The sequence below is a fragment of the Streptomyces sp. NPDC096046 genome, from assembly GCF_040303285.1.
Taxonomy (GTDB): Bacteria; Actinomycetota; Actinomycetes; order Streptomycetales; family Streptomycetaceae; genus Streptomyces.
Window position 1 is genome coordinate 195200 of the sequence record NZ_JBEOSZ010000009.1, and the last position, 22043, is coordinate 217242.

The window sequence follows — 22043 nt, forward strand, 5'->3', positions numbered from 1 at the left end:
AGCACACGGTTCCCGCGAATGCGCCGTTCAGTCGCCGTAGTCCTCCATGGCGTCGAGCAGCCGTGCGGAAGCCGGGGGTACGGACACGCCGTGGATCAGGGCCGGGGAGACCGGCCGGGAGGCGACCCGGTCGGGGACCGCCCAGTGCGGAGCCATCCGTGCCCCGTCGCCCGGCAGCGACGCCAGTTCGCCTTCCAGATCGACCGGAACGGGCATGTGGAACTTGAGGTTCGTCATAACGGCACCGTACGCACGGTCGAGCTCACGGAGAAAGATCTACTATCGGGTAGTTTCGATGCCTTCAGAGCCGCCCCGCCCACCCGATAGCGTGAACCGTCAAGGTCCGCCTCCCTCAGGAGAGTCCACGCCGTGCGCATCGCAGTCTCCGGCTCCATCGCCACCGACCACCTCATGACCTTCCCCGGCCGCTTCGCCGACCAGCTCGTAGCGGACCAGCTGCACACGGTCTCGCTGTCGTTCCTGGTCGACAAGCTCGACGTCCGTCGCGGCGGCGTCGCCGCGAACATCGCGTTCGGCATGGGACAGCTCGGCACCCGGCCGATCCTGGTCGGCGCCGCGGGCGCGGACTTCGACGAGTACCGGGCCTGGCTGGAGCGGCACGGTGTGGACACCGACTCCGTCCGCATCTCCGACACGCTGCACACCGCCCGCTTCGTGTGCACGACGGACGCCGACCACAACCAGATCGGCTCCTTCTACACCGGTGCCATGAGCGAGGCCCGCCTCATCGAGCTCAAGACCGTCGCCGACCGTGTCGGCGGTCTCGACCTGGTCTCCATCGGTGCCGACGACCCGGAGGCCATGCTCCGCCACACCGAGGAGTGCCGCTCCCGGAACATCCCGTTCGCCGCGGACTTCTCCCAGCAGATCGCCCGGATGGACGGCGAGGAGATCCGCATCCTGCTGGACGGGGCGACGTACCTCTTCTCCAACGAGTACGAGAAGGGCCTCATCGAGACCAAGACCGGCTGGAGCGACGCCGAGATCCTCTCCCGGGTGGGCCACCGGGTCACCACCCTCGGCGCCCGCGGCGTACGCATCGAGCGGACCGGCGAGGACCCGATCGAGGTCGGCACGCCCGACGAGGAGCGCAAGGCCGACCCCACGGGCGTCGGCGACGCCTTCCGCGCCGGCTTCCTCTCGGGTCTGGCGTGGGGTGTCTCCCTGGAGCGTGCCGCGCAGGTCGGGTGCATGCTGGCGACGCTCGTCATCGAGACGGTGGGGACGCAGGAGTACCAGCTGCGTCGCGGGCACTTCATGGAGCGGTTCACCAAGGCCTACGGGGACGAGGCGGCGGCGGAGGTGCAGGCGCATCTGTCCTGACCGTCGTCCGCGCGCGGACGCGCGGGGGCCGGTCGCACAGTCCCCCGCGTCCCGTCGGGCCGGTCAGCCCACCCGGCGGACCAGATAGGCGGTCCCCCGGTCCGCCGGCTCCTCCCCGACGTACTCCTGACCGCGCATCTCGCACCACGCGGGAATGTCCAGCCGGGCCGCCTCGTCGTCGGACAGGACCCGCACCAGCCCGCCCACCGGCACACCGCCGATGACCTTCGCCAGCTCGATCACCGGAATCGGGCAGCGCTTGCCGAGGGAGTCCACGACCAGGACGTCCTCCTCGCGGGCGACCGCGGAGGCGACCGGCGCGCCCAGCTTCTCCCGGACGGCCGCCACGGTCCCGGGAAGGACGGCCAGGAACCTCTCCACTTCCTCCTCGGCCACCCCCGGCGGCAGCGAAACCCGCACGTTTCCCTCACTCAGCACGCCCATGGCCCGCAGCACATGGCTCGGCGTCAGCGTGCTGCTCGTGCAGGACGATCCGGACGAGACGGAGAAATCCTCGCGGTCCAGCTCGTGCAGGAGCGCCTCGCCGTCGACGTAGAGGCAGGAGAAGGTGACGACCCCGGGCAGTCGGCGCACCGGATGGCCCACCACCTCGACGTCGGGGACCAGTCGCGGCACCCGTGCCCGGATCCGCTCCGTCAGCTCCCGCAGCCGCGCCGCCTCCTCGGCCGCCTCCGTCCGTACGGCCCGCAGCGACGCGGCCGCCGCCACGATCCCCGGGATGTTCTCGAAACCGGGCGCCCGCCCCGACTCCCGCTCGTCCACCGGACCTTGCGCGGCGAACCGCACACCCTTGCGCACGACGAGCAGCCCGACCCCGGACGGACCGCCCCATTTGTGCGCACTGCCCGCGAGCAGTGACCAGTCCCCTTCCACCGGCCCCCACCCCAGCGACTGCGCCGCGTCCACCAGCAACGGCACCCCGGCCTCCCGGCACACCTCGGCCACCACCGCGACGGGCTGCTCGGTCCCGACCTCGTGGTTGGCGGACTGGAGACAGGCCAGCGCGGTGTCCTCGCGCAGGGCAGCGGCGTAGGCCGCCGGATCCGCCCACCCGGTGCGGTCCACCCCCACCTGGGTGACGCTTCCTCCGGCCGCCTCCAGGAGCTCCGCCGAATGCAGTACAGAGGAGTGTTCGACCGCGGACACGATCAGGTGACGCCCGACCCGTCGCCGCCCGGCCAGCGCCCCGGCAATCCCCGTGTGCACGGCACGGGTTCCGGACGAGGTGAAGATCAGCTCGTCCGGCCGGCATCCCACCGCCTCGGCGGCGGCCTCCCGCGCGGCGTCCAGCAGCACCCGGGCTCGCCGCCCCTCCCTGTACAGGCGCGCGGGATCCGCCCACCCCTCGTCGAGCGAGGCCAGCAGAGCCTGCCGGGCGATCGGGTGCAGCGGAGCAGCGGAAGCAGCGTCGAAGTAGGCCACACGGCAACGCTAGAACGTCCTCGGGCGCGGTGGGCCCCGGGGGCGCGGGGAACCGCGCGAACAGCCACAAACCATTCGCAGCCGCCAAATCGGCGAACCACCCGGGTGAGTAGGCACCCCTCCTGGAGAACCCCCTGAGGGCGTCGGCTAGGGTTTGGTCCGCATAAACATCCAAACCCCTGCCCGACGCAGGGCCGCGACCGACCAGCGAGAAGGCCAGGCCGCAGCCGATCCGCGCGGGCGAGACTCTCGGGAAGGCGCTACGTGAGTCCCAACGGCTCCGACCGCTCGCCGCGGCGCCCGATGCGGCGGAAGCTGCTGCAGGCACTGACCGCGGGCCTGGTCTTGGCGACAGCCACCGGTTGCTCGTACAACTGGGAAGACTTCCCCCGCCTTGGTATGCCCACCCCGACCACGGAAGAGGCTCCGCGGATCCTCTCCCTGTGGCAGGGGTCCTGGGCGGCTGCGCTCGCCGTCGGCGTGCTGGTGTGGGGTCTGATCCTGTGGAGTGCTTTCTTCCACCGGCGCAGCCGCACCAAGGTCGAAGTTCCTCCGCAGACCCGGTACAACATGCCCATCGAGGCGCTGTACACCGTGGTCCCGCTCATCATCGTCTCGGTGCTGTTCTACTTCACCGCCCGTGACGAATCCGAGCTGCTCACCCTCAAGAAGAAGCCCGACGTCACGGTCAACGTGGTCGGCTTCCAGTGGAGCTGGTGCTTCAACTACATCGAGCCCGTCGCCGGTTCCTCCGGTGACGCGAAGACCTCCAGGGACCTGGACGCGATCCCGGACCGCTTCAAGGAGGACTTCCCGGCCAACGCCGGCGGCACCTACGACTGCGGCACCCCCGGTACGCGGAACCCGCAGACCAACAACCCGGGCCCGACCCTCTGGCTCCCCGAGGGCAAGACGGTCCGCTTCGTCCTGACCTCGCGTGACGTCATCCACTCCTTCTGGGTGGTGCCGTTCCTCATGAAGCAGGACGTCATCCCGGGCCACACCAACGCCTTCGAGGTGACCCCCAACAAGCAGGGCACCTTCCTCGGCAAGTGCGCCGAGCTCTGCGGCGTCGACCACTCCCGGATGCTGTTCAACGTGAAGGTCGTCTCCCCCGAGCGCTACGAGCAGCACCTCAAGGACCTCGTGAAGAAGGGGCAGACCGGTTACGTACCCGCCGGCATCGAGCAGGCGGGCCACGAGAAGAACCGGGAGTCGAACGTACTGTGAGCATCCTGAATGAACCCAAGGGTGCCGCGGCAGCTGGGTCCCACTACGAGGACGAGTTGCCGGTCCGGCGCCAGAACCGCGGCAGTGTCGTGGTCAAGTGGCTGACGACGACGGACCACAAGACGATCGGCACGATGTACCTGGTCACATCGTTCGCGTTCTTCGTCATCGGTGGTGTGATGGCGCTGCTCATGCGCGCCGAGCTCGCCCGCCCCGGTCTGCAGATCATGTCGAACGAGCAGTTCAACCAGGCGTTCACGATGCACGGCACGATCATGCTGCTGATGTTCGCGACGCCGCTGTTCGCCGGCTTCGCGAACTGGATCATGCCGCTGCAGATCGGCGCGCCGGACGTGGCGTTCCCGCGGCTGAACATGTTCGCCTACTGGCTGTACCTGTTCGGCTCGCTCATCGCGGTGGGCGGCTTCCTCACCCCGCAGGGTGCGGCCGACTTCGGCTGGTTCGCCTACAGCCCGCTCTCGGACGCCGTCCGCAGCCCGGGCCTCGGCGCCGACATGTGGATCATGGGTCTGGCCTTCTCCGGCTTCGGCACCATCCTCGGCTCGGTCAACTTCATCACCACGATCATCTGCATGCGCGCCCCGGGCATGACGATGTTCCGCATGCCGATCTTCACCTGGAACGTGCTGCTGACCGGTGTCCTGGTCCTGCTCGCCTTCCCGGTGCTGGCCGCGGCCCTGTTCGCCCTGGAGGCGGACCGCAAGTTCGGTGCCCACATCTTCGACTCCGCCAACGGCGGCGCGTTGCTGTGGCAACACCTCTTCTGGTTCTTCGGCCATCCAGAGGTGTACATCATCGCCCTGCCGTTCTTCGGCATCATCAGTGAGGTCATCCCGGTCTTCTCCCGCAAGCCGATGTTCGGTTACACGGGTCTGATCGGCGCGACCATCGCGATCGCGGGTCTGTCCGTGACGGTGTGGGCGCACCACATGTACGTCACCGGCGGTGTGCTGCTGCCGTTCTTCTCCTTCATGACGTTCCTCATCGCGGTCCCGACCGGTGTGAAGTTCTTCAACTGGATCGGCACCATGTGGAAGGGCTCGCTGTCCTTCGAGACGCCGATGCTCTGGGCGACCGGCTTTCTGATCACCTTCACCTTCGGTGGTCTGACCGGTGTCATCCTGGCCTCGCCGCCGATGGACTTCCACGTCTCCGACTCGTACTTCGTGGTGGCCCACTTCCACTACGTGGTCTTCGGCACCGTGGTCTTCGCGATGTTCTCCGGCTTCCACTTCTGGTGGCCGAAGTGGACCGGCAAGATGCTGGACGAGCGCCTCGGCAAGATCACCTTCTGGACGCTGTTCATCGGCTTCCACGGCACGTTCCTGGTCCAGCACTGGCTGGGCGCCGAGGGCATGCCGCGGCGTTACGCCGACTACCTGGCGGCCGACGGCTTCACCGCGCTGAACACGATCTCGACGATCAGCTCGTTCCTGCTCGGCATGTCGATCCTGCCGTTCTTCTACAACGTGTGGAAGACGGCCAAGTACGGCAAGCCGGTCGGCGTCGACGACCCGTGGGGCTACGGCCGCTCCCTGGAGTGGGCGACCTCCTGCCCGCCGCCGCGGCACAACTTCATCACCATGCCGCGGATCCGCAGTGAATCCCCGGCGTTCGACCTGCACCACCCCGAGATCGCCGCTCTCGACCAGCTCGAGAACACCGGTCACGGCGACAAGGCCCTCGCTGGCGGCAAGGAGGCCGGCAAGTGAAGATCCAGGGCAAGATGTTCATGTGGCTGGGCGCGTTCGTGCTCGTCATGGCGGTCGTCTACGGCTTCTGGTCGCAGGAACCGGCCGGCACCACGGCCCTCTTCCTGACCTTCGGCCTGTGCATCATGATCGGCTTCTACCTCGGCTTCACGGCCAGGCGGGTCGACGTGGGCGCGCAGGACAACAAGGAGGCGGACGTCGCGGACGACGCCGGCGAAGTCGGGTTCTTCAGCCCGCACAGCTGGCAGCCGCTCTCGCTGGCCATCGGCGGCGCCCTCGCCTTCCTGTCGATCGCGATCGGCTGGTGGCTGATGTACTTCTCGCTGCCGATCATCCTGATCGGACTCTGGGGCTGGGTCTTCGAGTACTACCGCGGTGAGAACCGCACCCAGTAACACGCGCCGAGCGCCACAGGGGCCCGGACACTCCGAGAGGAGCGTCCGGGCCCCTGCGTATGCCGCAATTACATGTCACTCGTACGAGTCATTCGGCGTGCCGCTGTTGACTCCGCTTCCTAGCGTGGGGTCATGAGCCACACAGTGATCTCCCGCCCCCGCACCGCCGTGGGCTGCACGCTGCTGGTGATATCCCTCTGCGCTGGTGTCACCGCCTGCGGCTCGGACGGCAACCCGCTCGCCGCCCGCCCCTACGACGCCGCGGACCAGGTGTCCTTCAACGCCCCCTCCGGGGGCAACCGGAAGGCCGACCCGGACAAGCCCCTGGAAGTCGTCGAGGACTCCGACGGGCGCATCACGGACGTCACCGCCCACGACGCCTCAGGACGCTATGTGGCGGGCGAACTCGCCGCCGACGGCAGCCGCTGGCACAGCACCTCCCCGCTCGCCGCCAACGCCAGCTACACGGTCCGGGTGAGCACCGAGGACGAGGACGGCGCGCCCGGGCGCAAGGTCGTCACCTTCGACACCGGCATGCCGGCCACCAAGAAGCGCCTGGACGTCACCTTCGGCCCCAAGGCGGGCACCTACGGCGTCGGCCAGCCCATCACGGCCGAGCTGAGCCAGCCGGTCAAGGACAAGGCCCAGCGGGCCGTCGTGGAACGCGCCCTCAAGGTCTCCTCCACGCCCTCCACGGACGGCGCCTGGCACTGGGTGGACGACAAGAAGCTCCACTACCGCCCGAAGGACTACTGGCCCGCCCGGGCCACCGTCCAGGTCCGCAGCAACCTTCAGGGCATCAAGATCGGCGACCGGATGTGGGGCGGTGAGGCCGAGCCGCTGACCATCACCACCGCGGACAAGTTCATAGCCGTCACGGACGCCGCCGCCCACCAGATGACCGTCTACCGGAACGACGAGATCGTCCGGCAGATACCGGTCACCACGGGCATGCCGGGTTACGACACCCGCAACGGCGTCAAGGTCGTCCTGGCCAAGGAGGGCACCGTCCGCATGACCAGCGCCAGCATCGGCGCCTCCGACTTCTACGACCTGGTCGTGCACCACTCGGTCCGGGTCACCCACAGCGGCGAGTACGTCCACGCCGCCCCCTGGTCCGTCGGCTCCCAGGGCTACGCCAACGTCAGCCACGGCTGCATCGGCATGAGCACCGAGAACGCGGCGTGGTTCTACGACACCGTCCGCGAGGGCGACATCGTCAAGGTCGTGAACTCCGGCGGCGACACGATGGCGCCCTTCGGCAACGGCTTCGGCGACTGGAACCTCGACTGGGCGAAGTGGCGCACCGGCAGCGCCCTGATGGGCGGCACCCCGGACGGCCCCACAGCGGCCGACAGGGCCCGTCTACGCCCTCAGAGCGTCTGACCTGAAGGGGCGCGGGGCCGCATCGGATACGCGGCTCCGCCGCGTGGGCGCGAACAACCCCCACGCGCCCGCAGCCGCCGCACAACGAGACGAGCCGAGCCCCTAGGCGTTCGAGGCCGCCTTCTCCCGCAGCAGGGAAGCCAGCGCGGAGGCGAACTCCACCGGCTCGACCGGCAGCGTCACCGCGGACTCGGCCCGGCTCCAGGTCGCGAGCCAGGCGTCCTGCGGCCGTCCGATCAGCAGCAGCACCGGCGGGCAGTCGAACACCTCGTCCTTGATCTGCCGGCACATCCCCATGCCGCCCATCGGCACGGCCTCGCCGTCCAGCACACAGACGTCGATCCCACCCCGGTCCAGTTGCGTGAGCACCGCGGCGGGAGTCGCGCACTCCACGAACTCCACCACGGGAACGTCGGGAGCCGGCCGCCGTCCCGTGGCGAGCCGCACCTGCTCCCGGGTGTTGGAGTCGTCGCTGTAGACCAGCACCGTGGCGGTCGGCTGCATTGTTCCTCCGTGACGTCAGCGTCGTAAGGACAGGCCTGTCGGGCCGGATGCTACTCCCTTGAACACCACGTCAACACCGGTACGACCGCCTTAGACACTCCGAACGGCACCCCCCGGAGTGAGGGCGGGATAAGCGACCGACATAATGTCGGTCGTGGCGACAGCAACGACAGTAGAAACCGGGCACGCGCACCCGTCGGTCAACCGGCCGAACCTCACCAGCGTCGGAACCATCATCTGGCTGAGTTCCGAGCTGATGTTCTTCGCGGCCCTCTTCGCGATGTACTTCACCCTGCGATCGGTGACGGGTCCTGATCACTGGAAGGAGATGGCCGCCCATCTCAACTTCCCGTTCTCGGCGACGAACACCACCATCCTGGTGCTCTCCTCGCTCACCTGCCAGCTCGGCGTCTTCGCCGCCGAGCGCGGTGATGTGAAGAAGCTCCGGATGTGGTTCATCGTCACGTTCGTGATGGGTGCGATCTTCATCGGCGGTCAGGTCTTCGAGTACACGGAGCTGGTGAAGGAGGCGGGCCTGACCCTGTCCTCCGACCCGTACGGCTCGGTGTTCTACCTGACCACCGGCTTCCACGGCCTGCACGTGACGGGCGGTCTCATCGCCTTCCTGCTGGTCCTGGGCCGGACCTACGCGGCTCGGAGGTTCACCCACGAGCAGGCGACGGCCGCGATCGTCGTGTCCTACTACTGGCACTTCGTCGATGTCGTCTGGATCGGTCTCTTCGCCACGATCTACATGATCAAGTAGCAGGGCCCGCATCCGCGCGTGCTCGACGAAGCGCGCATCCCAGAAGCATCGACGCAGAAGATCCTGACACCGGGGTAATCCGTGAAAAAGCTCTCCGCACGACGACGCCACCCGCTGGCGGCGCTCGTCGTCCTACTCCTCGCGCTGGCATGCACCGGGGGGCTGTACGCCGTGTTCGCACCCGCGGACAAGGCACAGGCCGACGAAACCGCCCAGTCCCTCACCATCGAGGAGGGCAAGAAGCTCTACGCCGTCGGCTGCGCCAGTTGCCACGGCACCGGCGGTCAGGGCACCTCCGACGGGCCGAACCTGGTGGGTGTGGGCGCCGCGGCCGTCGACTTCCAGGTGGCCACCGGCCGCATGCCGGCCGCGACCTCCCAGGGCCCCCAGGTCCCGGAGAAGAAGAACATCTACTCGCAGGCCGAGATCGACCAGCTCGCGGCGTACATCGCCTCGCTGGGCGCCGGTCCGGCCATCCCGACGGAGGAGCAGTACAGCCCCGAGGGTGCCGACATCGCCGAGGGCGGTGTGCTGTTCCGCAACAACTGCGCGCAGTGCCACAACTTCACCGGCAAGGGCGGCGCACTGACGCACGGCAAGTACGCGCCGTCGCTTGAGGGTGTCTCCGCGAAGCACATCTACGAGGCCATGCAGACCGGCCCGCAGAACATGCCGTCCTTCCCCGACACCTTGCTGACGGAACAGAACAAGAAGGACATCATCGCGTACCTCGACGCGGTCAACAGCGAGCGGAGCGAGAGCCCCGGCGGCCTCGCGTTGGGCGGCCTCGGGCCGGTCAGCGAGGGCCTGTTCGGCTGGATCTTCGGTCTCGGCGGACTGATCGCCGTCGCCGTGTGGGTCGCCGCCCGGACCGCAAAGGCCAAAAAGTCATGAGTAGCCAAGACATTCCAGAAGAGAACCTGCCCGCCGCGCGGTCCGCAGGACACGACGAGCACGGTGCGATGAGCGTCGCGGACGACAAGCACCCGTTCGCCGACCCGGGCCTGCCGCCCCACGAGCACCGCATCCAGGACGTCGACGAGCGGGCCGCCAAGCGGTCCGAGCGCTCGGTCGCCCTGATGTTCACGGTGTCGATGCTGGCCACGATCGCCTTCATCGCCTCGTTCGTGACGATCCCGGTCGACGAGTCGGTCTACATCTTCCCGCTCGGTCACATCAGCGCGCTGAACTTCGCGCTGGGCATGACGCTCGGGATCGCGCTGTTCTGCATCGGCGCGGGCGCCGTCCACTGGGCCCGCACCCTGATGTCGGACGTCGAGGTCGCCGACGAGCGCCACCCGATCGAGGCGGGGCCCGAGGTCCGCGAGAAGGTCTTCGCGGACTTCAAGCAGGGCGCCAAGGAGTCGGCGCTCGGCCGTCGCAAGCTGATCCGCAACACCATGCTCGGCGCGCTCACGCTGGTGCCGCTCTCCGGCGTCGTGCTGCTGCGCGACCTCGGCCCGCTGCCCGGCGAGAAGCTCCGCCACACGCTGTGGTCCAGGGGCAAGCTGCTCGTCAACATGAACACGAACGAGCCGCTGCGTCCCTCCGACGTCGCGGTCGGTTCGCTGACCTTCGCCAAGCCCGAGGGCCTGGAGGAGCACGACCACGGCTTCCAGAACGAGATCGCCAAGGCCGCCCTGATGATCGTCCGGATCCAGCCGGAGAACATCAAGGACAAGCGCGAACTCGAGTGGTCGCACGAGGGCATCGTCGCGTACTCGAAGATCTGCACCCACGTCGGTTGCCCGATCTCCCTGTACGAGCAGCAGACGCATCACGTGCTCTGCCCCTGCCACCAGTCCACCTTCGACCTCTCCGACGGTGCCCGAGTGATCTTCGGCCCCGCCGGTCACGCCCTGCCGCAGCTCCGCATCGGCGTGAACGACGAGGGCTACCTCGAGGCGCTCGGCGACTTCGCGGAGCCCGTCGGCCCTGCCTTCTGGGAGCGCGGATGAGCACTGCACAGACACGCCGCAAGGCGCCCGCGGGTGAGCGGGTAGCCGACTGGGCCGACGGCCGCCTCGGGATCTACTCCCTGGCCAAGGCCAACATGCGCAAGATCTTCCCGGACCACTGGTCCTTCATGCTCGGTGAGATCTGCCTCTACAGCTTCATCATCATCATCCTCACGGGTGTGTACCTGACGCTGTTCTTCCACCCGTCGATGAACGAGGTGGAGTACCACGGCAGTTACGTCCCCATGCAGGGCGTGCTGATGAGTGAGGCGTACGCCTCCACGCTGGACATCAGCTTCGACATCCGCGGTGGTCTGCTCATCCGGCAGATCCACCACTGGGCGGCGATCATCTTCCTCGCCGGCATGTTCGTGCACATGATGCGCGTCTTCTTCACCGGCGCGTTCCGCAAGCCGCGTGAGATCAACTGGCTGTTCGGCTTCCTGCTGTTCGTCCTGGGCATGTTCACCGGGTTCACCGGCTACTCGCTCCCGGACGACCTGCTCTCCGGCACCGGTGTCCGCTTCACGCAGGGCGCGATCCTGTCCGTGCCGATCGTGGGCACGTACATCTCGATGTTCCTGTTCGGCGGGGAGTTCCCGGGGACCGACTTCATCGCCCGGTTCTACTCGATCCACATCCTGCTGCTGCCGGGCATCATGCTCGGGCTCGTGGTCGCCCACCTGATCCTGGTCTTCTACCACAAGCACACCCAGTTCGCGGGTCCCGGCCGGACCAACAAGAACGTCGTCGGCATGCCGCTGCTGCCGGTCTACATGGCCAAGGCCGGAGGCTTCTTCTTCCTGGTCTTCGGTTTCATCGCGGCCATCTCCGCCATCGCGACCGTCAACCCGATCTGGAACCTGGGGCCGTACCGGGCCGACCAGGTGTCGACCGGTGCCCAGCCCGACTGGTACATGGGCTTCGCCGAGGGTCTGGTCCGCGCCATGCCGGGCTGGGAGATCAACTTCTGGGGTCACACGCTCGTCCTCGGCGTGTTCATCCCGCTGGTCCTGTTCGGTGTGTTCCTCGCGATCATCGCCCTGTACCCGTTCATCGAGTCGTGGGTCACCGGGGACAAACGCGAGCACCACATCCTGGACCGTCCGCGCAACGCCCCGACCCGCACGGCCGTCGGTGTCGCGTGGATCACCGGCTACATCATCATGCTGATCGGCGGTGGCAACGACATCGTCGCCACGCACTTCCATCTGTCGATCAACGCGGTCACCTGGTTCGTCCGGATCGGGTTCTTCCTCGGACCGGTCATCGCCTTCATCGTCACCAAGCGCATCTGCCTCGGCCTGCAGCGCCGGGACAAGGAGAAGGTGCTGCACGGCCGCGAGTCGGGCATCATCAAGCGCCTGCCGCACGGTGAGTTCATCGAGGTGCACGAGCCGCTCAGCCAGGAGCAGATGTACACGCTCACGGCGCACGAGCAGTACCAGCCGGCCGAGATCGGCCCGACGGTCGACGAGAACGGTGTCGAGCGCAAGGTGAAGGGTTCCGAGAAGCTGCGCGCCAAGCTCAGCGACGCCTACTACGGCGAGGGTGCCCAGATCCCGAAGCCCACCGCCGAGGAGTACCGGGAGATCACGAGCGGCCACGGCCACCACTGATCACTGCGTCGCCACGCCACACGAAGGGCCCCGTCGGTTCAACGGACGGGGCCCTTCGCCCTGCCCGCGGCTGGATAGGGTGGACCTCGTTGAGACTCTCGTCCCGCACTGCGGGACGCCTGACCCTGGAGCGGCTTATGAGCGCTGTGATCCCCGCTGGAGGCGACACCGCGGCGGGCCGCTCCTGGCCCCTGCTGCTGAACGGCCTGCTGGACGGCAGGCACCTGAGCGCCGACGACACCGCCTGGGCGATGGACCGCATCATGCGCGGCGAGGCGACCGAGGCGCAGATCGCCGGGTTCGTCGTGGCCCTGCGCGCCAAGGGCGAGACCGTCGAGGAGATCAACGGCCTGGTCCGCACGATGTACGAGCACGCCAACGTGATCGAGGTGCCCGGGGCGACGGTCGACATCGTCGGCACCGGCGGTGACGGCGCGAAGACGGTCAACATCTCCACGATGTCCTCGATCGTCGTCGCGGGCACCGGCGCGAAGGTCGTCAAGCACGGCAACCGGGCCGCGTCCTCGGCGTCCGGGGCCTCCGACGTGCTGGAGAAGCTCGGGGTCAACCTGGAGCTGCCGCTGCACCGGGTCGTCGAGGTGGCCGAGGAGGCGGGGATCACCTTCTGTTTCGCGGTGAAGTTCCACCCGGCGCTGCGGCACGCGGGAGCGGCCCGCGGCCAGTTGGGCATCCGCACGGTGTTCAACGCCCTCGGCCCGCTGACCAACCCGGCCCGGGTCCGGTCCCAGGCCGTCGGTGTGGCGGATCCCCGCATGGCGCCGATCGTCGCGGGCGTGTTCGCCGAGCGCGGCAACTCGTCCCTGGTCTTCCGGGGTGACGACGGCCTCGACGAGCTCACCACCACGGCCACGTCCCGGGTGTGGATCGTCCGGGACGGCGAGGTCACCGAGGAGGCCTTCGACCCCCGGGACGTCGGCCTCCCCCTGGTCCCCGTGGAGGCCCTGCGCGGTGCGGACGCCTCCTACAACGCGGAGGTCGCGCGGCGGCTGCTGGACGGAGAGACAGGGCCGGTGCGGGACGCGGTGGTGCTGAACTCGGCCGCGGCCCTGGTGGCCCTGGAGCCCACCACCGCGCCCCTGGCCGAGCAGATCCGTACCGCGATGGTGAAGGCGGCCGAGTCGATCGACTCCGGTGCGGCCAAGCGGACGCTGGAGCGCTGGGTGGCCGCGAGCAATACGTAGGGAACCCGGACGGTGTCCCGCGATCCGGACTCGGGTTGCGGGACATCGATCATTTCGCGTACGTTCCTGGCAGGTCATGAGTGACAGTCATGAGGCCCCGGCCGACTGTCCGGCAACCCTCCGTCCGTGGCGGGGTGCCCCGGGTGAAGACCGGGCCGCAGGCAGCGAGGTCTGTGGCAAGCGCGTGACGAGGAGTCTCTCGTGAACCAGCGAATGCGATAGGGCCGCAGAGCCCCGCCTCCGCACCCCTCTTTCCCGCACCCCCGCTTGTAGCCGTACGTGCTCGCGTGTAGCCGTACGTGCTCGCGGGCGGATTCCACCTGCCTTCACGGGAGTTCACCCATGTCCGTCTCCACCGTTGCCGCCGATCAGTCCGTTTGTGCCCCGCTGCCCGTTCTGGGACGGGATGTCACCGTCCCGCTCGTGACCGGCGGTGAGGTCTCCTACGCCGCGCTCGACTACGCCGCCAGCGCTCCGGCGCTCCAGCGGGTCTGGGACGACGTGGCCGCCTACGCGCCCTACTACGGCAGCGTGCACCGCGGGGCCGGGTACCTGTCCCAGCTGTCGACCGACCTGTTCGAGAGCGCCCGCCGGGCCGTCGCGGAGTTCCTCGACTGCCGTGAGGACGACCAGGTGGTCTTCACCCGCTCCACCACCGACTCCCTCAACCTCCTCGCCGCCGCGCTCCCCACCGACTGCGAGGTCTTCGTCTTCGAGACCGAGCACCACGCCGCCCTGCTGCCCTGGCGCAAGGCCCGCGTGACGTACCTCGACGCCCCGCGCGGCCCCCGTGAGGCCGTCGAGACCCTGGAGCGCGCCCTGGCCGGCCGGACCGGGTCGACGGCGGGGGGCCACGGGCCGGCCCTGGTCTGCGTCACCGGCGCCTCGAACGTCACCGGCGAGCTGTGGCCGGTACGGGAACTCGCCGCGGCGGCGCACGCCCATGGTGCGCGGATCGTGCTGGACGCCGCCCAGCTGGCCCCGCACCACCCGGTGTCCGTCGCCGGCCTCGGTGTCGACTGGGTCGCCTTCTCGGGGCACAAGCTGTACGCGCCCTTCGGCTCGGGCGTCCTGGCCGGGCGGGCCGACTGGCTGCGCGCGGCCGAGCCGTATCTCGCGGGCGGCGGCGCCAGCCGCAAGGTCGGCCGGCGAGAGGACGGGGGAGTGGACGTGGAGTGGCACGACAGCGCCGCCCGCCACGAGGCCGGTTCGCCCAACGTCATCGGCGCCTACGCCGTCGCCTCGGCCTGCAAGGCGCTGACCGAGGCCGGTTTCGACACCCTCGTGGCCCGTGAGCAGTACCTGGTCCGCACGGTGCGCGAGGGTCTCGCCGACGTTCCCCGGGTGCGGTTCCTGTCCCTCTTCGGGGACGACGCGCCGCGGGTCGGGGTGCTCTCCTTCGTCGTCGAGGGCTGGAACAGCTCCCATTTCGCCGCCGCCCTGTCGGCCGAGTACGGCATCGGCGTGCGGGACGGGCTGTTCTGCGCCCATCCGCTGGTGCGCACGCTGCTCGGCGGCGACCCGCAGACGCAGGGGGAGTGCGGGTCGCCGGAGGCGGCGCCCGGGGAGAAGTCGCTCAACGCCATCCGGGTCAGCTTCGGCGCGGGCACGCCCGACGAGCACGTGGAGCGGTTCGTGCGGGCGGTGAAGGAACTCGTGACGGACGGGGCGCAGTGGAGCTACCGCACCGAGGACGGGCGCTGCGTGCCGGACACCTCCGCCTGAGCCGGTGGGCGGCTGCCGGGGGCGATCATCCGCCCGGCGGGCTCGGGGACGCCCGTGAGCAGGTCACGCGCGGGCGGGACGCGACGGCCTCAGTTGTCCAGGCCGATCGAGAACGCCGCCTCCAGATCGTGCTGCGAGTACGTGCGGAACGCCACGTGCGTGTCGGTGCCCTCGACTCCGGGGATCTTGCTGATCCGGCCCGGGATGACCTCCGCCAGGTCCTCGTGCTCCTTCACCCGGACCATCGCGATCAGGTCGTAGGTGCCGGTGACGGAGAAGACCTCGCTGACGCTGTCCAGCGCCGCGATCGACTCGGCGATCTCGGGGATCCGGTCCACGCTGGTCTTGATCAGGACGATCGCGGTGATCACGGCTGGTTCTCTCCCTCGGGGGCCGGAGCAGGGGCGGCCTTCACTCTAGTAGGGCCGGTGGGGCGGCCGTAGCGGACGGACGCACAGCCGAAGCCCAGACCGAACCCGATGAGGTGGGCGAGGTAGGCCACCCCCGGCCCGTCCGAGGCCCGCCCCGCCGCCAGCCACTGCAGCGCCGCCCAGAACGGCAGCACGACCCACGCCGGGAAGCGCACCGGCAGGAAGAAGAGGAACGGCAGGAGACTGGTGACCCGGGCGCGGGGGAACAGGTACAGGAACGCGCCGAGGACCGCCGAGATCGCCCCCGAGGCGCCGACCAGGGACTGCTCGGAGTGCGCGTTGGCGACGGCGTAGCCCAGCAGGGCCAGATAACCGCAGCCGACGTAGAACAGGGTGAACTGCACGCGGCCCATCCGTTCCTCGGTCATCGCCCCGAAGACGTAGAGGAAGAGCATGTTGCCGAGCAGGTGCACCCAGCTGCCGTGGACGAAGAGCGCCGTCGCGGGAGTGAGGGCCGACCCCGCGGACCCTTCGAACAGTTCTGCGGGAATCACCCCCCAGCGCCGGAAGTAGGCCCGCTGTACGGCGAGGAGCTCGTCGCCGGTGCCGTACGCGGGATTCAGGCCCGAGACGGGTCCGGCCAGGAAGGACAGACAGCACAGGGCGATCAGTGCGTACGTCACCGGCGCCGACGACCACCCGGCCGCTCTGCCGGCCCGGACGATCGGCGCACTCCACTTGCGGATCATGAGCACAAAGCATGACGCAATCGGACGCAACCGCCCGGACCGCCTCGCCGCCGCGGACGGGCAGGCGGCGAGGACCTGCCAGGCCGTAGGGTTACGAGCCATACGCACCGGGGATGCCGGTCGCGTCACGGACACTAGAAGGAAAGAGAACAGGTCACGATGACGGTTCCCCTGCCGACCGCCGAGACGCGGTGGCGCTGCACCCTCTGCGGCAACCTCACGAGGTTCGACGTGACCCGCTCGGCGAAGGTCGTCGAGTACGTCCACCTCGACCTGGCCGGAGAGCCGAAGGTCGAGGAGCGCGAGGTGCTCAGTGAGACCATCGAGTCGGTGCGCTGCCGCTGGTGCAACGCGGTGGATCAGGTGGAACTCGTGGACAGGCCGGGCGCCGGCTCCTGACGGGAGGCGGCCCCGCACAGGCATTGGGGTGTGACGGATGGTGGAGACCACAGGCGGGGGGCCGGGGGACGGCGCCGCCGAGGTGCTCGACCGTCCCCTGCTCGACGGTGTGCGCCGCAGGGTCGTGCAGATCGTCTCCGACGGCTTCGGGTCGCTGACGGTGGGCGAGCTGCCCGCCCAGCTGAGGCAGTACGCCAGGTTCGCCCCGAACCGCAGGGCCAAGTTCGCCGGCAACGCGATGGCCGCGGCGCTGGAGACCGATCCGCTGTTCCGGCAGCGCATCGGGGAGAAGCTCAGAGAGGCCCAGCCGGAACTGACCGGCGCTCTCGACTCAGGCTCCCCGCCCCCGGCCGCGGACCCGCTCGACGTGGCGGCCGCGGCCTACGTACTGCGGCCGCCCGGCTGGGTGAAGCTGGTCACCGCCGCCGGCGAGGAGGCCCAGCGGGCCGACGCCGAACGCGCCGACGAGGAGAGCCGGGCCGAGCTGGAGCGGCTGCGAACCGAACTCGACCGGGCCCGCGATCACACCCGGACCGAGACCGAGCGGCTGCGCACGGAGCTGGAATCGGCCAAGAAGGAGGCCGACTCCCTGCACCGCAAGCTGCGCGCCGCCCTCAGCGACGTCAAGCGCGGCGAGGCCGCCCTGCGCAAGGCGCACGGCGAGATCGAGGCCATCCGCGCCGAGGGGCACGCCCAGGTGTCCGCCGCCGAGAGCGAGACCCGGCGGCTGAAGTCCCGGCTGGGCGAGACCGAGGCCGCCCTGGAGGCCGCGCGCCGGGCCGCCCGCGAGGGCCGCAGCGTCGAGGACATGCGGGTACGGCTGCTGCTGGACACCCTGCTGGACGCGACGCAGGGGCTCCGGCGCGAACTGGCCCTGCCGCCGGTGTCGGTGCGGCCCGCCGAGACCGTCGACGCCGTCGAGCCGGGCCGGATGACCCCCAAGGACATCGCCGCCCGCGCCCTGTCCGAGAACGACCCGCAGGTCCTCGACCAGCTGCTGGCGCTGCCGCAGGCCCATCTGGTCGTCGACGGCTACAACGTCACCAAAACGGGTTATCCGCAGATGCCGCTGGAGAAGCAGCGTCTCAGGCTGCTCGGACAGCTCTCCCAGCTGGCCGCGCAGAGCGGCGCGGAGGTGACCTGCGTCTTCGACGGCGCCGAACTCGCCGCACCGGTACTGCTGGCCCCGCCGCGCGGGGTGCGCGTGCTGTTCTCGAAGCCGGGCGTCACCGCCGACGAGCTCATCCGCCAGCTGGTGCGGGCCGAACCGCCGGGCCGCCCGGTCATCGTGGCGTCCACCGACCGCGAGGTCGCCGACGGAGTCGCCCGGGCCGGTGCCCGCCCGGTGGCCTCGGCGATGCTCCTCAAGCGCCTTTCGCGGGCCTAGGGGGCGTACGCCCCATGCGTAACGTCCGGGCGTGATGCCCGAATTGATGGTGCCTGTGGGCCACGATGCGTCAAGTGAGCCTCACCGTCTGTGAGTCCCGGGGAAAAGTTGGCCTACCGTGACGCGATTTTTCATCTGAGGATTTGAACTGATCACAGGAAGGTCACTAGGGTCAGGCCGAACCTCCGCTCGGGTGATCACTCATCGGGAGAGACGGCGGAGGGGCCAGAAGGAGCTTTTCACCCGTGGCGTCCCACCGTCGTCCGAAGCAGCCGAGCCGCGCACGTGTGACCGTGCTGACCACCGCCGCCGCCGCTGCCGTCGCCTTCAGCTCGCAGGCCGCCAACGCGGCCCCCAGTGAGAAGCCGAGCAAGGACGAGGTCAAGGCCAAGGTCGACAAGCTCTACGAAGAGGCGGAGCAGGCCACCGAGAAGTACAACGGGGCCAAGGAGAAGCAGGAGAAGCTCCAGAAGGAGATCTCCACCATCCAGGACAACGTGGCCCGCGGTCAGGAGGAGCTCAACGAGCTCCGCGACAGCCTGGGCCTGGCCGCCGCGTCGCAGTACCGCACCGGCTCCATCGACCCCTCCGTCCAGCTGTTCCTCTCCGCGAACCCCGAGGACTACCTCGACAAGGCCTCTACGCTCGACCAGTTGAGCAGCCAGCAGGTCGAGGCGCTGAAGAAGGTCCAGGAGAAGCAGCGCGAACTCGCCCAGGAGCGCGCCGAGGCTTCCGAGAAGCTCAAGGACCTCGCCTCCACCCGGACCGAACTCGGCAAGAAGAAGTCGGAAGTCCAGGGCAAGCTCTCCTCCGCGCAGAAGCTGCTCAACAGCCTCACCGCCGCCCAGAAGGCCGAAATGGCCGCCGAGCAGAACCGCGCCAGCCGGACCGCCGAGCGCGACGCCCTGACCGCCGACGTGCCGCCCGGCTCCGGCCGCGCCGCCGCCGCCTTCGCCTTCGCCCAGAGCCAGCTCGGCAAGCCCTACGTCTACGGCGCCACCGGCATGAGCTCCTACGACTGCTCCGGCCTCACCTCCCGGGCCTACGCCTCGGCCGGCGTACAGATTCCGCGCACCTCCGAGGCCCAGACCGGGGCCGGCACCAAGATCTACTCGGTCAGCCAGCTCAAGGTCGGCGACCTGGTCTTCTTCTTCAACGACCTGCACCACGTGGGCCTCTACGCCGGCAACGGGCAGATCATCCACGCCCCGCGCACCGGCACGGTCGTCCGCTACGAGTCGATGAACACCATCGGCGGCCCGTTCATGTTCGGCGTCCGGGTCTGATCCTCGCGCCGCGAGGGGCCCTCGAACTCTCCCCGGCGTCCCGAAGATCAAGACACCGTGTCCGCCGTTCGGGCGAATCACGACAGCTCCGAGTGAGCCCACGCCCCGCCATTGACCTGCGTCAGCGGCGGGGCGTCGTGCCGGATACCCACGGATGGTCGTTGGCGGCTCCCTGTCACGGGGCTACTGTCTGCCGCGTTCCAAGTCCGCCAGCGGAAGGAGAGCGGCTTCCCGTGGGGTCCCATCGCCGCCTTGCCACGTCCGGGTTCGACCGGGGCGCCAGTGTCGCCGTCGGTTTCCTGTCCGTCGCCGCCGCCACCCTGGGGGCGGTACCGGTCGACGCCGCACCGTACGACGACACCCGGGCCAAGGTGGACCGGCTCTACGAGCAGGCCGAGAAGGCGACCGAGGCCTACAACGCGGCCGACGAACGCGCCGACGAGCTGCGCGCCGAGGTCGGCACCGCCCGGGACCGCGTCGCCCGCCAGCAGCAGCGGATCAACTCCCTGCGGGAGTCCCTCGGTTCGCTCGCCGGCGCCCAGTACCGCTCGGGTGGCATCGACCCCTCCCTCGCCCTGCTGCTCTCCGACGACCCGGGCGACTACCTCGACCACGCGTCCCGGCTCGACCGCCTTACCGCCCACCAGGCCGGTGAACTGAGGGAGCTCCAGGACGCCATGCGCGAACTGGCCCAGGACCGCGAGGAGGCCGCCGGCAAGCTCCGCGAACTGGAGAGGAGCCGCAAGGCCGTCGCCGCCCACAAGAAGACCGTCGAGCGGAAACTCGCCACGGCCCGGCGGCTGCTCGACTCCCTGCCCGACGACGAGCGCGACGCCTACGGCCGCGCCTCCCGCTCCGGCCGTGACGGCATGGCCGGCCTCGACGGCGCCGCCGCCTCGGGACGCGGGTCCGCCGCCGTCGCCGCCGCCCGCAGCGCGCTCGGCAAGCCCTACGTCTGGGGCGCCAACGGGCCCTCGGGCTTCGACTGTTCGGGCCTGATGCAGTGGTCGTACGCGCAGGCCGGGGTCGCCCTGCCGCGCACCTCGCAGGCGCAGCGCCACGCCGGCCGGCAGGTCCCGCTGTCCGAGGCGCGCCCCGGTGACCTGGTCGTCTACCGGGGCGACGCCAGCCACGTCGGGATGTACATGGGCAACGGCCAGGTCATCCACGCGCCCTACCCCGGCGCGCCCGTGCGCTACGACCCGGTCGGGATGATGCCCGTCTCGTCGGTCACCAGGGTCTGACCCGCGCGGCCCGTCGCCCGTACGATCGGGAACGTGGCTGGTCGAAGGTCGGGATACGGGGTGGTGGCGCTCGTCCTGCTGCTCGTGGCCCTGGTCGGGTGCGGCGGGCGGCCCGTCGCCGACCGTGCCACGGCCGAGGTCCAGCGGCTCCTGGACCGGCGGGCCGCCGCGGTCCTCGACCGCGACGAGCGGGCCTACGACCAAACGGGCCGGGGCACCGAATTCGCCCGGCTGCGCGCGGTGCCCGTGGCCGCCTGGTCGTACCGCGTCACCGGGCTGCGCCGCAGCGGTGACACGGCCACCGCCGAGGCCGAGCTGCGCTACCGCGTCGCCGGGTACGACCCGGCGCCGATGACCGCCGGGCGCACCCTGCGGCTGAACCGTGACGCGGACGGGCAGTGGTCCGTCGACACCGACCGGCCCGCGAAGAAGGCCGCGCAGCAGCTCTGGGACCAGGGGACGGTGCAGCTCGTCCGGGGACGGCACAGCCTCGTCCTGGGCGTCGGGCAGTCCGGACGGTCGTTGCGCGACTTCGCGGACCTGGCCGACCGCGCGGTGCCCGCCGTGTCGGACGCGTGGGGCACGGACTGGAGCAGACGGGTCGTGGTGCTCGTGCCGAAGTCACTGGAGGGGATGGCGGGGCTGCTCGGCTCGCCCGCCTCCTCCTACCGCGGGATCGCGGCGGTCACCACCGGCGAGACGGGCGCGCGGCGACAGGCACCGGCGGACCGCGTCATCGTCAACCCGGACGCGTTCGCGCTCCTCGGCGGGCCGGGTGAGCAGGTCGTCATCACCCACGAGACCACCCACGTCGCCACCCGTGCCCGCACCACCGCCGCCACACCTCTGTGGCTGTCCGAGGGGTACGCCGACTGGGTCGGCTACCGCGCCGCCGGCCGCACCCCCGCCGAGGCCGCACCCGAACTGTCCCGGGCGGTGACCGAGGGCCGGATCCCCGCCGCGCTGCCGGACGACGAGGACTTCGGTTTCACCGGCGACGCCGGCCGTCTGGCCCGCGCCTACGAGAGCGGCTGGACGGCGTGCCGGCTGATCGCCGACCGCTGGGGCGAGTCCCGGCTGCGCGCGTTCTACCGGGCCGTCGGGGCGCACGAGAAGCGGGCCGGGGCGGTGGAGGACGCCATGCGGGAGGTACTGGGGACGACACCGCAGGCCTTCACGACTCAGTGGCGTGAGTCCCTGCGGGAGCAGCTGGGCTGACCTGAGCCGGCCGCCCGCGGTCTCACGCGGGCCGGTCACGGGCGGCGGGCGATCGGTCGGCAGGCCGTGCGTTTCAACCGGTGC

Annotated in this window: 21 protein-coding genes and 1 riboswitch; of the genes, 16 read left to right on the top strand and 5 right to left on the bottom strand. The window is 69.8% G+C overall.

What is annotated here, in order from left to right:
• Positions 1 to 27 precede the first annotated feature (27 nt).
• Positions 28 to 237 (bottom strand): hypothetical protein, encoded by a 210-nt coding sequence (locus ABTX62_RS11355; protein WP_283969601.1) that lies wholly within the window; start codon positions 235 to 237, stop codon positions 28 to 30.
• Between the two features lie 132 nt (positions 238 to 369).
• Between ABTX62_RS11355 and ABTX62_RS11360 the strand changes: the two genes are divergently transcribed.
• Complete coding sequence (locus ABTX62_RS11360) at positions 370 to 1344, top strand: carbohydrate kinase family protein (RefSeq protein ID WP_283969602.1); 975 nt, start codon at positions 370 to 372, stop codon at positions 1342 to 1344.
• A gap of 63 nt (positions 1345 to 1407) precedes the next feature.
• Here the strand turns inward: ABTX62_RS11360 and ABTX62_RS11365 are convergent, their stop codons facing one another.
• Entirely contained in the window at positions 1408 to 2787 is a 1380-nt protein-coding gene (locus ABTX62_RS11365; RefSeq protein WP_352115929.1) for a cysteine desulfurase/sulfurtransferase TusA family protein, read from the bottom strand.
• 264 nt (positions 2788 to 3051) lie between these two features.
• On the opposite strand from ABTX62_RS11365, the gene ctaC reads away from it, so the two are divergent.
• From ctaC to ABTX62_RS11385, 4 genes are all read left to right on the top strand, one after another.
• The gene (gene ctaC, locus ABTX62_RS11370; RefSeq protein ID WP_283969604.1) at positions 3052 to 4017 is read left to right on the top strand and encodes an aa3-type cytochrome oxidase subunit II; all 966 of its coding nucleotides are present in this window, start codon (positions 3052 to 3054) and stop codon (positions 4015 to 4017) included.
• On the top strand, positions 4014 to 5750 hold the full coding sequence (gene ctaD, locus ABTX62_RS11375; protein WP_352115930.1) for an aa3-type cytochrome oxidase subunit I: 1737 nt from the start codon (positions 4014 to 4016) through the stop codon (positions 5748 to 5750). Before ctaC ends, ctaD begins: the two co-directional genes overlap by 4 nt.
• On the top strand, positions 5747 to 6145 hold the full coding sequence (locus ABTX62_RS11380; RefSeq protein ID WP_352115931.1) for a cytochrome c oxidase subunit 4: 399 nt from the start codon (positions 5747 to 5749) through the stop codon (positions 6143 to 6145). The genes ctaD and ABTX62_RS11380 overlap by 4 nt, the downstream gene beginning before the upstream one ends.
• Before the next feature lie 132 nt (positions 6146 to 6277).
• Positions 6278 to 7531: a L,D-transpeptidase gene (locus ABTX62_RS11385; RefSeq protein WP_352115932.1), complete on the top strand. Its 1254-nt coding sequence runs from the start codon at positions 6278 to 6280 to the stop codon at positions 7529 to 7531.
• 102 nt (positions 7532 to 7633) lie between these two features.
• Here the strand turns inward: ABTX62_RS11385 and ABTX62_RS11390 are convergent, their stop codons facing one another.
• Positions 7634 to 8035 carry a response regulator gene (locus ABTX62_RS11390; RefSeq protein ID WP_352115933.1) on the bottom strand — a complete coding sequence of 134 codons (402 nt, stop codon included), beginning with the start codon at positions 8033 to 8035 and terminating at the stop codon, positions 7634 to 7636.
• A 145-nt stretch (positions 8036 to 8180) separates the two neighbouring features.
• On the opposite strand from ABTX62_RS11390, the gene ctaE reads away from it, so the two are divergent.
• The 6 genes from ctaE (at position 8181) to ABTX62_RS11420 (ending at position 15305) form a co-directional block, all read left to right on the top strand.
• Positions 8181 to 8801, top strand: coding sequence for an aa3-type cytochrome oxidase subunit III (gene ctaE / locus ABTX62_RS11395; RefSeq protein WP_283969609.1), 621 nt, complete (start codon positions 8181 to 8183; stop codon positions 8799 to 8801).
• A gap of 81 nt (positions 8802 to 8882) precedes the next feature.
• Positions 8883 to 9695: a cytochrome bc1 complex diheme cytochrome c subunit gene (gene qcrC, locus ABTX62_RS11400; protein ID WP_352115934.1), complete on the top strand. Its 813-nt coding sequence runs from the start codon at positions 8883 to 8885 to the stop codon at positions 9693 to 9695.
• On the top strand, positions 9692 to 10759 hold the full coding sequence (gene qcrA / locus ABTX62_RS11405; RefSeq protein ID WP_352115935.1) for a cytochrome bc1 complex Rieske iron-sulfur subunit: 1068 nt from the start codon (positions 9692 to 9694) through the stop codon (positions 10757 to 10759). The genes qcrC and qcrA overlap by 4 nt, the downstream gene beginning before the upstream one ends.
• A complete protein-coding gene (gene qcrB, locus ABTX62_RS11410) occupies positions 10756 to 12378 on the top strand; it encodes a cytochrome bc1 complex cytochrome b subunit (protein WP_352115936.1) in 1623 nt (540 codons plus the stop codon). Before qcrA ends, qcrB begins: the two co-directional genes overlap by 4 nt.
• Before the next feature lie 137 nt (positions 12379 to 12515).
• Positions 12516 to 13580: an anthranilate phosphoribosyltransferase gene (gene trpD / locus ABTX62_RS11415; RefSeq protein WP_352115937.1), complete on the top strand. Its 1065-nt coding sequence runs from the start codon at positions 12516 to 12518 to the stop codon at positions 13578 to 13580.
• A gap of 72 nt (positions 13581 to 13652) precedes the next feature.
• A riboswitch (SAM riboswitch) is annotated at positions 13653 to 13769 on the top strand.
• Positions 13770 to 13922: 153 nt separating this feature from the next.
• Positions 13923 to 15305, top strand: a complete 1383-nt coding sequence (locus ABTX62_RS11420) for an aminotransferase class V-fold PLP-dependent enzyme (protein ID WP_352115938.1) — start codon at positions 13923 to 13925, stop codon at positions 15303 to 15305.
• Between the two features lie 89 nt (positions 15306 to 15394).
• Here ABTX62_RS11420 and ABTX62_RS11425 read toward each other — a convergent pair whose 3' ends face one another.
• Together ABTX62_RS11425 and ABTX62_RS11430 are read right to left on the bottom strand one after the other, a co-directional pair.
• A complete protein-coding gene (locus ABTX62_RS11425; protein WP_030848030.1) occupies positions 15395 to 15676 on the bottom strand; it encodes an Lrp/AsnC family transcriptional regulator in 282 nt (93 codons plus the stop codon).
• The gene (locus tag ABTX62_RS11430; protein ID WP_352115939.1) at positions 15673 to 16425 is read right to left on the bottom strand and encodes a rhomboid family intramembrane serine protease; all 753 of its coding nucleotides are present in this window, start codon (positions 16423 to 16425) and stop codon (positions 15673 to 15675) included. Before ABTX62_RS11430 ends, ABTX62_RS11425 begins: the two co-directional genes overlap by 4 nt.
• Before the next feature lie 159 nt (positions 16426 to 16584).
• On the opposite strand from ABTX62_RS11430, the gene ABTX62_RS11435 reads away from it, so the two are divergent.
• The 5 genes from ABTX62_RS11435 (at position 16585) to ABTX62_RS11455 (ending at position 21959) form a co-directional block, all read left to right on the top strand.
• On the top strand, positions 16585 to 16824 hold the full coding sequence (locus ABTX62_RS11435) for a hypothetical protein (protein ID WP_033312729.1): 240 nt from the start codon (positions 16585 to 16587) through the stop codon (positions 16822 to 16824).
• A 37-nt stretch (positions 16825 to 16861) separates the two neighbouring features.
• The gene (locus ABTX62_RS11440) at positions 16862 to 18211 is read left to right on the top strand and encodes an NYN domain-containing protein (RefSeq protein WP_352115940.1); all 1350 of its coding nucleotides are present in this window, start codon (positions 16862 to 16864) and stop codon (positions 18209 to 18211) included.
• A gap of 245 nt (positions 18212 to 18456) precedes the next feature.
• Positions 18457 to 19497 carry a C40 family peptidase gene (locus tag ABTX62_RS11445; protein ID WP_352115941.1) on the top strand — a complete coding sequence of 347 codons (1041 nt, stop codon included), beginning with the start codon at positions 18457 to 18459 and terminating at the stop codon, positions 19495 to 19497.
• 233 nt (positions 19498 to 19730) lie between these two features.
• A complete protein-coding gene (locus ABTX62_RS11450; protein ID WP_352115942.1) occupies positions 19731 to 20741 on the top strand; it encodes a C40 family peptidase in 1011 nt (336 codons plus the stop codon).
• Between the two features lie 33 nt (positions 20742 to 20774).
• On the top strand, positions 20775 to 21959 hold the full coding sequence (locus ABTX62_RS11455; RefSeq protein WP_352115943.1) for a hypothetical protein: 1185 nt from the start codon (positions 20775 to 20777) through the stop codon (positions 21957 to 21959).
• The last annotated feature ends 84 nt before the right edge of the window (positions 21960 to 22043 follow it).